Consider the following 12,680-nt stretch of genomic DNA (forward strand, 5'->3'; position numbering starts at 1 on the left):
TATGGAAAAGTCCAGCACAGATACTGATATGGTGGCACCGCCCGATCGCCTGCGCCTGCAGGATGTTATGGTGCGGTATGGCGATTTTCTGGCGCTGGACAACATCAACCTTGCAATAAGACCGGGGGAATTCGTGAGCCTGCTCGGCCCGAGCGGGTCGGGCAAGTCAACGATCCTCAATGTTATAAATGGCGCGGCCCATCCTGATGGGGGGCGTGTGTTTATTGATGGGCGCGATGTAACGGCCGTGCCGGCGCGTGAGCGGGGCCTGGGTATGGTCTTCCAGAACTATGCGCTGCTGCCCCATATGAATGTTTTTGACAATATTGCGTTTCCGCTACGGATCCGTCATTGGCCGGCAGAGCGGATCAGGCAGGCGGTCACGGATATCCTGCACCGCATGGGGCTGGAAGGTTTTGCCCATCGAAAACCACGCGAGCTTTCGGGCGGCCAGCAGCAGCGCGTCGGGATTGCGCGCTGTCTGGTCTATTCGCCCAGTATCATCCTGATGGACGAACCGCTCGGCGCACTGGATAAAAACATGCGCGAACAGATGCAGGATGAAATCAAGGCCCTTCATCGTGCAACCGGCGCCACGTTTGTCTATGTCACGCATGATCAGGAGGAGGCGCTGAACCTCTCTGACAGGATATGCCTGATGAACAGGGGACGGATCGAACAGATCGGTACCCCGCAGGAAATGTATTTCACGCCTGTATCGGAGTTTACGGCAACCTTTCTCGGGGAATCCAACATCCTCGCGGGCCGTCTCGTGGCCGAGAACCTCTTCCGCAGTGAATGTGGCCTATCGATCCATGTGGTCGGCAGGCCCGACATCCCGGTTGGCAGCCATGCCAAGCTTCTGGTGCGGCCGGAACATGTCATGTGTGTGGCGCCAGCGGCAGATATCCCGAACCGTTTTGCCTGTATTGTGGAAAACGTCAATTTTGTTGGGGGGTTCATACGTGTCGCGGTGCGCGGGCAGGGCGGTGGCCGGCTACAGTTCAAAACGCGTGCCCATAATGATTATGCAAGTTTGCAGATAGATAGCGAAATCCATCTGGGCTGGCTTGCATCCGATACGGTGCTCCTACCTGCTTGAAGGATAACATCCTGATGAATACAGAACATTTCATGGCAAGCCTGCGCGCATGTGTGGGAGATAACGGCGTAATTTCCGATAGTGCGCAGGTTCTGCCCTATTTTGAGGACTGGTGGGGGCGCTGCAGGGGCGATGCCCTGTGTGTCGTACGACCGCGCAGCACGGCGGAGGTATCGCAGGTGGTGGCGCTGTGCCACCGTCATGCGGTACCCGTCTATGTGCAGGGCGGCAATACCAGCGTATGCGCAGGCTCCGTGCCGCCCCTGTCATCCATGGGCATCGTGTTGAACATGTCACTTATGTCACGGATTATCGACGTAAGCGTGGAAGATGGCGCGATGACGGTTGAGGCAGGCTGTGTCCTGGCCAATGTACAGGACGCGGCAGAGGCGGCTGGCCTGCTGTTTCCACTCAGCCTTGGTGCAGAAGGATCATGCCAGATCGGAGGCAATATCGCCACGAATGCGGGGGGCACGGCCGTCCTGCGTTATGGGAACATGCGCGATTTGGTGCTGGGGCTGGAAGTGGTGCTGCCAGATGGCCGGGTCTGGAATGGCCTGCGCACGCTGCGCAAGGACAATACCGGGTACGACCTGCGTGCGCTCTTTATCGGGGCGGAAGGAACGCTGGGCGTTGTTACGGCGGCCACGCTCAGGCTTTTTCCCCGGCAGGCTGAAATGATCACTGCCTTCATGTCCCACCCCACGCTCGAGGCCACCCTGGCGGTTGCCCAGATGCTACGGACGCACTTTGGCGGCACGCTGACTGCCCTGGAAGTGATCTCGCGCAGTGAATTGCAACTGGTCCTCAAGCACGTTCCGCACGTCAGTTGCCCACTGGATGCGGATGCCCCCTGGTTTTTGCTGGTGGATATTGCCTGCGGGGCGGATCGTGATGCCCAGCTTGCCGAATTCGAGGCACGGCTTGCAGCCGGGATCGAGGATGGGCTGATCACGGATGTGGTGATCCCGGCCAACATGGCACAGCGCGAGGCGCTTTGGGCCATACGCCACAGCGTGACCGAAGCGAACAAAACGGAAGGCATGGGGTTTTCACATGATATCGCCGTTCCCCTGCGCGCCCTGAAGGCATTCATTGAGGAAACCGGCGCAGCGGTTGCGACCGCGTTTCCGCAGGCGCAAATAGTAATTGTGGGTCATCTGGGTGATGGCAACCTGCACTATAATGTTATGTTTGAAAAAAGCGTCTGGGCTGGCGTTCAGGATCAGGCCGGGATGAAAAAGCGGGTAAACAAGCTGGTATATGATCAGGCCATGCGTTTCAAAGGCACGTTCAGTGCCGAACATGGTATCGGCGCACTTCATGTGCCGGAGATGGCCACCTACAAGGATGATCTTGAGCTGCAGATGATGGAGGCGGTCAAGGCGGCTTTTGATCCGGCCAATATTATGAATCCCGGCCGTGTCCTGCCGCGCATCATGCGTGAAGGATCAGGCGGGGAGGCATGATGCAACGCCATCCAAAAATGACCTGCGTGGCTTGGTATGATCATTGTGAAACCAGGCGGCATGGCACCTTGAAGGGTAAGGGCAGCAGCCTGCCCGGTGCATAAGGGGGCCAGGCGGACCGGGCAGGAATAAGGAAAACTTATTGTCAGCTTCGCCTTTTTCCGGATTACATTACTTTATCGAAACAGCGTGGTGTTTTGACCGGTTTTACCATATCAGTGAAATACCCGTTATTTCTTTGATAAAATAAACTGGTCTGTATGAAGATGTTCCTCTTTTTATGTAAAAATGAACATTCCGAAATGCATGAATGGAGAACGAAATAAAGCCAGTTATATAGTTCAGCAGTGCTTTTGACATCGACGCGCCATGGCGGGACGTAACGGTCAGGTCGTCCTGCACCAAGTCAAAAACTGATGGATCGGCAGCCTTTTCCAGCTTCGATAGGATATGTGATGAGACGCACTTTTCCACTATCAAAGGCACTCTTGGCAACAACGATCATGGCTACGGCCGTGTGCCATGAAGCCAGTGCCGCTTCCAAAAAGGTGCAGCCCAAGGCTGTGTCACGGCCTCATGCCACATCGTCTTCCAGGCATGATAGCGCGGTCAATGCAAACCTCGCACCTGAAGAAATTTCAGTCCAGTCGCATTACGTGCCGCGTGGTGCGATTGCCTCGGTCACGCAAAAGCGCATGGCGCTTGAGGTGCCGGGGACCAACCCCCTGAAGGTCCTGGGGGAAATGCCAGGCGTGATGTTTCAGGGCAATGATGCACAGGGCGTAGATAACTGGTCGGCCCAGTTGTTCATGCATGGTTTCCAGCAGTCGGAAATCGGCGCAACCCTTGATGGCATCCCGCTTGGTGAGTTCACCTACCGCAACTACAACGGCCTAAATCCCATTCAGGCCATTTCCTCTGAAAACGTCGCCCGTATCGACGTCTCGCAGTCTGCAGGCGCAGAAGCCGTGGCATCGACCAGCAACCTTGGTGGCGCGCTCCAATACCGTTCCAGTGACCCGAAAGACAAGATGGGCGGTGTGGTTTCCCAAAGTTTCGGGAGTTATGACGCGTATCATACGTTCTTCCGCTTCGACAGTGGCCGGCTGAACAAGACCGGGACGAAATTCTTCGCATCCTACATGCGCAACGATACGGCGCAGTGGAAGGGCTATGGCGAACAGTTCATGCAGCAGGTGAATGCCAAGCTGGTACAGCCCGTTGGCGACAGCAGCGAGATTTCGGCGTTCTTTGACTGGTCGGACCTGCACCAGAACAATTACCAGAGTGAATCACCTGCCGTGCTCGCAGCGTTGGGCGACCGGGTAACCGATTATACCAATGGCGGCGCCTCGGGGTATGAAACGGCTACGCAGGTGGCGCAGGGCAATTATCCGGCATCCTATAATGGCTTGAGCAGCAAGCGTGATATTGCGTACTACGATGGCGGCACCAACCAGGTTGACTATCTGGGCGGCCTGAAGGCAGACCTTGCCATTACCAACCACCTGCGCTGGACCACCACGGCCTATGGCCATGGTGAGGAAGCTCAGACCACGTGGACTGCGCCCACGAGTGAATATTCCAATATGGTCGATCCGTCCGGTTCGCCCCTGGCAGAAGTGATCAAGGAACCCATGATCCGCCGTTTCGGGATCATGTCGGCAGCCCATTACGATATCGCGCATAATCATCTTGGCGCGGGCGTGTGGTATGAAAACAACCATTATGAATCACCCATGAACGCCTATGCGGTGCCGAATGTGGTCAATGGGGTCGTGCAGGGGCAACTGCCGCAGACGCTAGGTAAATGGACCGACCCGTTTGCGCAAATGTTCAACCAGTCATATAATACCAATACGTTTACAGCATTCTTTCAGGATACGTATTCCCCGATCCGCAACCTTTCGCTGCATTTCGGCTTCAAGTCCGTTCTGAGCACGACGCGGGTTGGCAATGGTTTCCTCAATCCGAATTTTTATGGTGCTGGCGCGCAGATCGCGAGCGGGGTCGGGCTGACGACCTCCAAGCCGTTCCTGCCTCATATCAGCGTAGACTGGCGCTTCCTGCCGGGGCATGAGTTCTTTATTGATATTTCGGAGAACGTCCATACCTACGCGGAATCCGGGTATCACCTTTCCAACTCGCCCTTCGCGGTTACGCAGAGTGCGTACAACTCATCCGCTGCCGCCCTGCATCCTGAAACCGCATGGACATACGCAGCCGGTTACCGGTATTCGTCACAGATTATCTCTGCATCGGTCTATGGCTACAGGACCAATTTCCAAAACCGCTTGCAGCAGGTTACATCCGGCAGCATCATCAACCCCCAGTCGGTAGTCGAGAATGTTGGTGGCGTGACGATGAACGGCGTGGATGTGGGCGTTACCGTAAACCCCATCCGTAATCTGGCGCTTACCAACAGTATCAGTTACGATCACGCGGTTTATGATAACAATATCAGCAGTGCTGGCATTGCCTACAATACAAAGAACGTGCAGATCGTCAATTATCCGCGGTTCATGTATAAGGGAAGGCTATCGTATGAATGGCACAATGCCACCGCCTATATTGATGGAAATTACATCGGGGCGCGAAATTACAGCTATACAGGCGATGTGAAGATGCCTGGTTACTGGATGGCGAATCTGGGCATCCAGTACAAGCTCTCTAACCTCGGTAAATATGACAAGAAGCTTTCGGTCGTAAAAAACCTGATCTTCAGCCTCAACATCACGAATCTTACGAACACGCATTACATCTCGACCATGGGGGCCAATGGTAACCCAATGTCCATTTCCAGCGGTGCGCTGACCTATGCCTCGCTGGCGCCCGGGGCACCGCGGATGTTCTTCGGTTCCATCAGGGCCGAGTTCTAAACAGGGCATGACAGACTGGCTGGCACAGGCTCCAGGGCGTGTGCCGGGCCTTATATCGGCCTGCACGGGTCGCGTTAATTCTATGTTTTAGGAGACAAGCATTGTCGCAGCTAAGCGTTGCGTCCGACGTCGGTGGAACCTTTACGGACAGTATTGCATATGATGCGGCGACCCGCCGCATCACCGTTGCCAAAGTGCCGACCACACCAGCCAATCGGGCCGTGGGCACGGTGCAGGGCCTCAAGGCAGCTCTGGCCCTTCAGGGGAAAAGTGGTGCCGATGTCGATTATGTCGGGCATGGAATGACCACCACGACCAATGCGGTCATCCAGCGTACCGGTGCGCGGACTGCATTGCTTTGCAACCGGGGCTTTCGTGATATCCTGCTCATCGGACGGCAGAACAGGCCCAGCCTGTTCGATATCGACGTGGTGAGGCCTGAACCGCTGGTCCCGCGTGAACGCTGCTTTACCGTTGCCGGGCGCATGAATGCGGCCGGAGAAGAAGTCGAGCCCCTGGATGAAGGCGCGCTGGAACAGATCGCCAATGAAATGAAGGCCGCTGACGTGCAGGCCGTTGCGATTCTGTTCCTGCATTCCTACGCAAATCCGTCGCATGAGCGCCGGGCGCGTGAAAGGCTCGAGGCCCTGCTGCCGGGGGTGGTCGTGTGTGCTTCGGCGGAAGTCGTGTCCGAATTCCGCGAATTCGAGCGCGGCAGCACGGCAGTAATGAACGCCTATCTGCGCCCTGTCATGGAAAACTATCTGCGCTCGCTTTCCCACCTGCTGCGTGACCCGGGCGAAGGACTGGGCCTGGGCGCGGACAAGCCAATCATGGTGATCGATGCCGCAGGTGGCCTGATGACCATTGACGGCGCCCGTACCAAGCCGGTGCATACCGTATTGTCCGGCCCGGCCGGAGGGGTAGTCGCCAGCGCCCATGTGGCGGGCCTTGCCGATATCCATGACATCATCACCATGGATATAGGCGGAACCAGCACCGACATCTCCCTTATCCGCAACGGGCGGCCTGCCATTACCCGTTCCGCAGTGCTCGAGACCGTTCCCATCCGACTGCCGGTCATTGATATCAACGCTATCGGGGCAGGTGGTGGTTCCATTGCCTGGATTGACGAGGGTGGCGCACTGCGCGTGGGGCCAATGAGCGCTGAAGCCGTGCCCGGCCCCGCATGTTACGGACGCGGTGGCACGCTGCCCACCGTAACGGACGCCAATATTGTGCTGGGCCGTTTTGACAGCCAGACCCGTCTGGGTGGGGACATGCTCATGGATCTGCAGGCGGCCGAGACCGCCATCCGGGTCCATCTGGCCGACCCCATGGGGCTGTCGATAGCCGAGGCGGCGGCCGGCGTGCTGCGTGTGGCGCATGCCAATATCGTGCGCGGTATCCGGGTTGTCTCTGTCGAACGGGGCTATGACCCGCGCAGTTTTGCCTTGGTTCCCTTTGGCGGGGCTGGTCCCATGCATTGCGCGCCAGTGGCGCGTGAACTGCGCATGAAGACCATTCTGGTTCCACCCACGCCAGGCATCCTGTGTGCTCTGGGGCAGCTTGTGTCCGATCTCAGGCACGAGGTGAACGAGACGTTCATCGCAGCCCATGCCGATCTGGCCGAGGATACGGTCATCGCACGCCTTGAGGATCTGCGCACACGCGGCGATGCCCTGCTGGCGGCCGATAGCGTGCCAGAGGCGCGGCGGTCGGTCGAATTGCGGGCCGATGTCAGGTACCGGGGGCAGAGTTATGAACTCTCGATCGTGCTGGAAGGGGACCTGAGGGCTGCGTGGCACACGCTCCCCGGGAAATTCCATGAAGCGCACCGTCAGCGCTTCGGGCACGCAGACCCGCAGGCCCCGATTGAAATTGTGGGTTTTGGCGCAACCGCGATCGGGCATATTGATGCGCCCGCCCTGCCCGTGCTGCCAGCGGGCGGCGAGCAGTGCGGGCCAGAGGCGATCCGTGGCGAACGGACGATCTATTTTGAAGGCGCGCAGCCAGGCGAGGCGGGGTCGTTCCATACGGCGAAAGTGTACCGCCGTGAACACCTGTGTGCCGGTAATGTCATTATCGGGCCTGCGGTGGTTGAGGAAGTCTCGGCAACGACCGTGCTCTATCCCGATGATCGTGCAGTCGTACACCCGTCAGGCAATATTATTGTGGAGGTCGCGCTGTGAGTGCCCCGCTAGCTAACCCGATTGACCCGATCACGCTTGAGGTCCTGCGCAATGCACTTGAAGCGGTGGCCCAGGAAATGGGGGCAGTGCTCAAGCTGACCGCTTTCTCCCCCAATATCAAAGAGCGGATGGATGCATCATGCGCCCTGTTCGACCAGCATGCGCAGCTGGTTGCCCAGGCCGAGCATGTGCCCGTGCACCTTGGCTCCATGATGCGCGCAGTGGCACCGATCCTTGCGCGGAGCGGGCCGCTGGAGCAGGGTGACATCGTGATGGTCAATGACCCGTTTGTAGCAGGCGCCCACCTGCCTGATGTCACGCTACTGGCACCGGTGTTTATTGATGGCACATGCGTTGCGTACGTTGCCACGCGCGCCCACCATTCCGATGTGGGGGGAATGGAACCGGGTTCGATGCCGGGAGCATCGCGCAGCATATATCAGGAAGGCATCATTCTGCCGCCTGTCAAACTGTATCGTGCCGGCGTGCTCCAGGAAGACATCCAGGCCATTTTCCTGCGCAACGTGCGCACGCCCGAAGAGCGGCGCGGCGACCTGAACGCCCAGCTTGCCGCGCTCCGTGTGGGCATCGCCCGGCTGGAGGAGGTGGCCGAACGGTTTGGCCATGCCACGCTGGCAAGCGGATTTGCAGCCATCCTGGACTATTCCGAACGCCGGATGCGTCGCCGCCTGGCTGAAATGACGCCCGGCGTGTACGAGGCGGAAGATTTTCTTGACGATGACGGCTCCAATACCGATCCCGTCAGGATATGCGTGCGCGCCACGATTTCCCCCGACAGGCTTGTGCTTGATTTTGAAGGTTCATCGCCGCAATGCGCGGGTAACGTCAACGCGGTTGCACCGATGACGCAGTCAGCCTCATTTTTTGCCGTCAAGCTGCTGATTGATGCGACGTTGCCGGCCAATGCAGGCGTATTGCGCCTGCTGGATATCCGCATTCCCAAGGGCAGCTTCCTTGATGCGCAGGCCCCGGCCGCCGTGTGCGCGGGCAATACCGAGACAACGCAGCGGGTCACTGATGCGGTTCTCAGGGCATTTGCCCAGATTGCGCCTGATCGCATTCCCGCTGCGAGCCAGGGCACAATGAACCTTGTCAGCATCGGGGGCGTCGATCCGAGAAACGGGCAGTCCTATACCTATATCGAGACAATATGTGGCGGACAGGGCGGTCGGCCACATGGGGCGGGGATGGACGGGGTGCAGGTCAACATGACCAATACCATGAATACCCCTATCGAGGCGTTGGAAATATCTTATCCGCTGCGTGTCGAATGTTATGAATTGCGCGAAGGCTCCGGTGGGGAAGGGCGGCACAGGGGCGGATGTGGTGTCATCCGGTCCCTTCGGGTTATCGGGCATGAGGCCCGTGTCTCGTTCCAGTCGGACCGGCGCCGGTTCAGTCCTTACGGGCTGCATGGGGGTAAGGACGGTGCGGTTGGGCGCAATGTCAAGACGGACCGGGACGGCAATGAACAGGTCGTTGGTGGTAAAGGATCCGTTACCATGAAGGCAGAAGAAGTCATTTCCATCGAAACGCCTGGTGGGGGCGGATGGGGAAGCCATTAAGGGCCTGTCAGAAGCAGCAGGGAGAAAGGATGTGGCTGTCTTCTCGTATCGGGTCGCGACAGCCCGCCATTCCTTGCGCCTCGCCCACAGGCTTCCGATTAATTTATTGAATTGAGCGATATTCCATGATTCACAGGTCCTCGTGGAAGGTAAGCCTGTGAGTGACGTGTTTTTGCTGTCTGAAAGCCAGCTGGAGGGGATTACGCCGTATTTCCCTCTGGCTCACGGCATGCCGCGCGTGGATGACCGGCCGGTTCCGAGCGGGGATCGTTTATGTGATCCTTAACGGCCTTCAGTGGAAAGATGCGCCGGAAGCGTATGGTCCGCATAAGACTTTATACAACCGGTTCATCCGCTGGAGCCGTCCTGGTGTTTTTGACCGGATCTTTGCAGCATTGAGTGAACGGGCGGGTCGATCAAAACGCCTGATGATCGATGCGACACACCTCAAGGCACACAGGACGACGGCGTCCCTGCTCAAAAGGGCCTTTTCCCCGCCATATCGGACGCACAAAAGGCGGACTGAACTCAAAGCTGCATGCCGTGTGTGATGGCCAGGGCCGCCCTGTCCGCCTGTATCTGACTGCCGGACAGGTCAGTGACTTCAAAGGGGCAGGTGTTCTTCTGGCGGACCTACTGGAAGGAACAGAAGGGGTCTTTGGGGATGGCAGCAGCCGGATCAGATGATCTCGTGCCGGACGGAACATTACCGCCTGCATTCCACCGAGGAAGAACCGGAAATCAAAGCCATCTTACAGCTGGCACCTGTATAAAAAGCGCCACCTTATCGAAAACATGTTTGCAAAGTTGAAAGACTGGCGACGTGTTGCGATCAGGTGCGACCGGTGCGCTCATACGTTCATGTCCTCAATCCAGATTGCAGCAAGCTTCATCTTTTCCCTCAAAGAATGAGTCCTGAGCCTAAATAGTCGTCGCGCTCCTTTGCCATTGTCAGGATCTTGCGCTCGAAAAGCATCTGCTGGTGTGGTCCCCCAAGGCAGAGCGTGGCCAGCACCTGGCCGGTTTCTTCAGGTTCGCATCCCTCTTTCAGCAGGCCCGTGCGGGAGGCGGCGGTCAGAAGCTTGCAGCTCAGTTTTTCCAGCAGATCAAAGGTTATGGGCACCGGCATGGTCCACCAGATCGGGAAAACGCCATCCTTCACAAATGAAGGGGCGGCTCAGCGAAAGTGTTTCGGGGCTGAGGATCAGGTCAAGCAGCATCCGCATGGTCTTGTACAGCGCCTGCAGCGGATCGCTGGATACCATTTTATCCGATGGTAAGGCGGCGAAGAGGAAGCTGTTTCCCGGTTCGGCAATGACCGTCTTGAACAGGTTTTCCTTGGAGGGGGGCGACGGTAAATGGTCTGCTTGCCCACCTTGGCCACGGCGGCGATCTGTTCGACCGATGTGGCGGCGTAGCCCTGTTCGCCAAACAGGCGGGTGGCGGTTTTCAGGATCAGGGCATCCAGTTCTTCCGACATCCAGTTGTCGGGCCGACCCGAAAATTTTCTCTTTCTGTCCTGATCCGCCATTCGACCTTCTGTCTACAGTTCCTTCGGATTATAGGGACGAAACCGTCTCGCAAGGGCTTTTAACAGGCTCGGCATCTTACCCGGGGCATGGGAAAGCATCAATCTGGCCGCCACAATAATGACGCTTGCAGCAAACTGGATTGCGGGCATGAATGTGCGCGCCGTGATCGTATCTGGTTGTGACCCGTCGTTACTTTAACATGGTGGCGGCCAGAGTCTGCATGATACTGGACCTTGCGCCATCAGGCCGTCGTAATTGCAGGCAGGGCAGGCATTGAACTGGCGATCGGGACACGCTGGGACTTGCCTTCCGTGCCGTAACGTCTGTTATTCCACAATATTATTTTAAGGCATGGAGGCCGGGAACGCGAACCGGCGGCCATGACCTGTCCCTACTTGATGGGTTCCTGCGCCAGGACCGTTCCATTGGGGGGATGTGACCGGCAATTCCATTGCGTTATCGATCCAAAGATGGATTGAAAATCCACGTCAGCACACGCACGCTGGTTTTCAGTCACAACCCAAGTGAGAAACGATCATGGAAGCCATTCACCTTCCCCCCACGGCTACACCTGAAGAAGTGGTCGCAACCCTGCGTAAATATGGCTACGCGATTGTAGATGACCTGGCATCACCGGAACTGATGGACAGGATCACCAAGGAAATGCAGCCCTATATTGATCATACTCTCTACGGGGCCGATAATTTCATCGGGAAACTCACAAAACGGACGGGCGCCCTGATTGCACGTTCACCCGCGGCGCGTGAACTTGTCATGAACAATACCGCCACGCAGGTGGCAAAGCAGTTTCTGCACAAGGCCACGACAGTCCAGTTGCATCTGACTCAGATCATCAGTGTCTTTCCGGGTTCGCCTGCACAGGCACTCCATCTCGACCAGATCGTATGGGATTTTTTCCCTTTTCCCGCGGATTACGATGTGCAGTGCAATATTCTTTGGGCCATGACTGATTATACGGAAGAAATGGGGGCAACCCGTGTCGTGCCCGGCAGTCATCTGGATGACCGCACCAAATACGATGACAGTGAAGCCGTTCCCGCTGTAATGCGCCGTGGTTCCGCGCTGTTTTATACGGGCAAGGTCTGGCATGGAGCCGGTGCCAACATATCGGAAAAAATACGTCAGGCCATCAATATTACCTATGCTGTTGGCTGGGTGAGGCAGGAAGAAAACCAGTACCTCACAACCCCGGTCGAGATCGCGAAAACGCTGCCTGATGACCTTCTGAAGCTGATGGGGTATCAGACCGGCTGTTTCGCGCTGGGTTATGTTGGTGATTTCGAAGATCCGATGACGATCGTGCGTGATAACATGCCGCATGAAGTGCACAATACTTCGTCCATCGGGCAGAAGAGCCTGACCTCCACCCAGGCCGCCGATCTTGCAAAAAGCAGCAAATAATGAAAACTTGCACCAATATTAGCCGCACGGCACCGGATATCGGTTACCTTGATGCGGATATTTTCGACGCCATGGGTTTTTCCCAGTCAGTCAAGTTCGGCAACATGGTCCACTATGCCGGTGTTGCGCCGCTCAGGGGCGGCCTGAAAAACCTGCAGATCATCAGCGAAGACGATATGGCCGGGCAGATTGAATTCGTGCTGGCAACGCTTGATGCCTGCCTGAAAGCGGACGGCCTGACACGCGAGCATCTGTTAAGCTGGACCATCTATACAACGGATATTGCCGAACTTTCCGCCCATGCAGCATTGCTGGCCAAATGGGTGGGCCCAAATCGCCCGGCCAGCACAATTGTAGAAGTCTCTGCGCTTTTTCTTCCCAAACAGAAATTGGAAATAACGGTATTCGCTGCCGTTCCGCAAGGGGTTTGCGCTTCAGGTTCCGTAACGCCATGACCCTTTGTGTTTCCATGCGCAACCCGTGGGTTGCTGGGGCATC

10 protein-coding genes and 1 pseudogene are annotated in these 12,680 nt (G+C 57.2%); 8 read left to right on the plus strand and 3 right to left on the minus strand.

Annotation, left to right across the window (positions count from 1 at the left end):
• Positions 1-28 precede the first annotated feature (28 nt).
• The 6 genes and pseudogenes from DV027_RS06685 to DV027_RS06715 all read left to right on the plus strand — a co-directional run bounded on the left by DV027_RS06685 (position 29) and on the right by DV027_RS06715 (position 10,140).
• The gene (locus DV027_RS06685) at positions 29-1,102 is read left to right on the plus strand and encodes an ABC transporter ATP-binding protein (RefSeq protein WP_207303432.1); all 1,074 of its coding nucleotides are present in this window, start codon (positions 29-31) and stop codon (positions 1,100-1,102) included.
• 14 nt (positions 1,103-1,116) lie between these two features.
• Positions 1,117-2,571, plus strand: a complete 1,455-nt coding sequence (locus tag DV027_RS06690) for an FAD-binding oxidoreductase (protein WP_130731104.1) — start codon at positions 1,117-1,119, stop codon at positions 2,569-2,571.
• Between the two features lie 416 nt (positions 2,572-2,987).
• Positions 2,988-5,450 (plus strand): TonB-dependent receptor, encoded by a 2,463-nt coding sequence (locus DV027_RS06695; protein ID WP_242621765.1) that lies wholly within the window; start codon positions 2,988-2,990, stop codon positions 5,448-5,450.
• A 101-nt stretch (positions 5,451-5,551) separates the two neighbouring features.
• Positions 5,552-7,642, plus strand: a complete 2,091-nt coding sequence (locus DV027_RS06700; RefSeq protein ID WP_130731105.1) for a hydantoinase/oxoprolinase family protein — start codon at positions 5,552-5,554, stop codon at positions 7,640-7,642.
• The gene (locus DV027_RS06705; protein ID WP_207303433.1) at positions 7,639-9,228 is read left to right on the plus strand and encodes a hydantoinase B/oxoprolinase family protein; all 1,590 of its coding nucleotides are present in this window, start codon (positions 7,639-7,641) and stop codon (positions 9,226-9,228) included. Before DV027_RS06700 ends, DV027_RS06705 begins: the two co-directional genes overlap by 4 nt.
• Before the next feature lie 157 nt (positions 9,229-9,385).
• A pseudogene (locus DV027_RS06715) lies at positions 9,386-10,140 on the plus strand (IS5 family transposase).
• On the opposite strand, the gene DV027_RS17855 reads toward DV027_RS06715, so the two are convergent.
• From DV027_RS17855 to DV027_RS17865, 3 genes are read right to left on the minus strand one after another with little or no spacing between them, the layout of a single operon-like run.
• On the minus strand, positions 10,130-10,357 hold the full coding sequence (locus tag DV027_RS17855; protein WP_242621766.1) for a hypothetical protein: 228 nt from the start codon (positions 10,355-10,357) through the stop codon (positions 10,130-10,132). The pseudogene DV027_RS06715 and the gene DV027_RS17855 sit on opposite strands and share 11 nt — an antisense overlap.
• Positions 10,335-10,493 carry a TetR family transcriptional regulator C-terminal domain-containing protein gene (locus DV027_RS17860; RefSeq protein WP_242621771.1) on the minus strand — a complete coding sequence of 53 codons (159 nt, stop codon included), beginning with the start codon at positions 10,491-10,493 and terminating at the stop codon, positions 10,335-10,337. Before DV027_RS17860 ends, DV027_RS17855 begins: the two co-directional genes overlap by 23 nt.
• Positions 10,433-10,759, minus strand: a complete 327-nt coding sequence (locus tag DV027_RS17865) for a helix-turn-helix domain-containing protein (RefSeq protein WP_342633707.1) — start codon at positions 10,757-10,759, stop codon at positions 10,433-10,435. Before DV027_RS17865 ends, DV027_RS17860 begins: the two co-directional genes overlap by 61 nt.
• Positions 10,760-11,297: 538 nt before the next feature.
• On the opposite strand from DV027_RS17865, the gene DV027_RS06725 reads away from it, so the two are divergent.
• Positions 11,298-12,182, plus strand: a complete 885-nt coding sequence (locus tag DV027_RS06725) for a phytanoyl-CoA dioxygenase family protein (protein WP_207303434.1) — start codon at positions 11,298-11,300, stop codon at positions 12,180-12,182.
• The gene (locus tag DV027_RS06730) at positions 12,182-12,637 is read left to right on the plus strand and encodes a RidA family protein (RefSeq protein ID WP_130731106.1); all 456 of its coding nucleotides are present in this window, start codon (positions 12,182-12,184) and stop codon (positions 12,635-12,637) included. The genes DV027_RS06725 and DV027_RS06730 overlap by 1 nt, the downstream gene beginning before the upstream one ends.
• Positions 12,638-12,680 lie beyond the last annotated feature (43 nt).

This window comes from Komagataeibacter xylinus (assembly GCF_004302915.1).
Taxonomy (GTDB): domain Bacteria; phylum Pseudomonadota; class Alphaproteobacteria; order Acetobacterales; family Acetobacteraceae; genus Komagataeibacter; species Komagataeibacter xylinus_C.

Excerpts from the sequence above, each read along its gene's own strand:
- DV027_RS06685 (WP_207303432.1), top strand. The coding sequence starts at position 29 with ATGGTGGCACCGCCCGATCGCCTGCGCCTGCAGGATGTTATGGTGCGG.
- DV027_RS06690 (WP_130731104.1), top strand. The coding sequence starts at position 1,117 with ATGAATACAGAACATTTCATGGCAAGCCTGCGCGCATGTGTGGGAGAT.
- DV027_RS06695 (WP_242621765.1), top strand. The coding sequence starts at position 2,988 with ATGGATCGGCAGCCTTTTCCAGCTTCGATAGGATATGTGATGAGACGC.
- DV027_RS17855 (WP_242621766.1), bottom strand. The coding sequence starts at position 10,357 with ATGCCGGTGCCCATAACCTTTGATCTGCTGGAAAAACTGAGCTGCAAG.
- DV027_RS17860 (WP_242621771.1), bottom strand. The coding sequence starts at position 10,493 with ATGGTATCCAGCGATCCGCTGCAGGCGCTGTACAAGACCATGCGGATG.
- DV027_RS17865 (WP_342633707.1), bottom strand. The coding sequence starts at position 10,759 with ATGGCGGATCAGGACAGAAAGAGAAAATTTTCGGGTCGGCCCGACAAC.
- DV027_RS06725 (WP_207303434.1), top strand. The coding sequence starts at position 11,298 with ATGGAAGCCATTCACCTTCCCCCCACGGCTACACCTGAAGAAGTGGTC.
- DV027_RS06730 (WP_130731106.1), top strand. The coding sequence starts at position 12,182 with ATGAAAACTTGCACCAATATTAGCCGCACGGCACCGGATATCGGTTAC.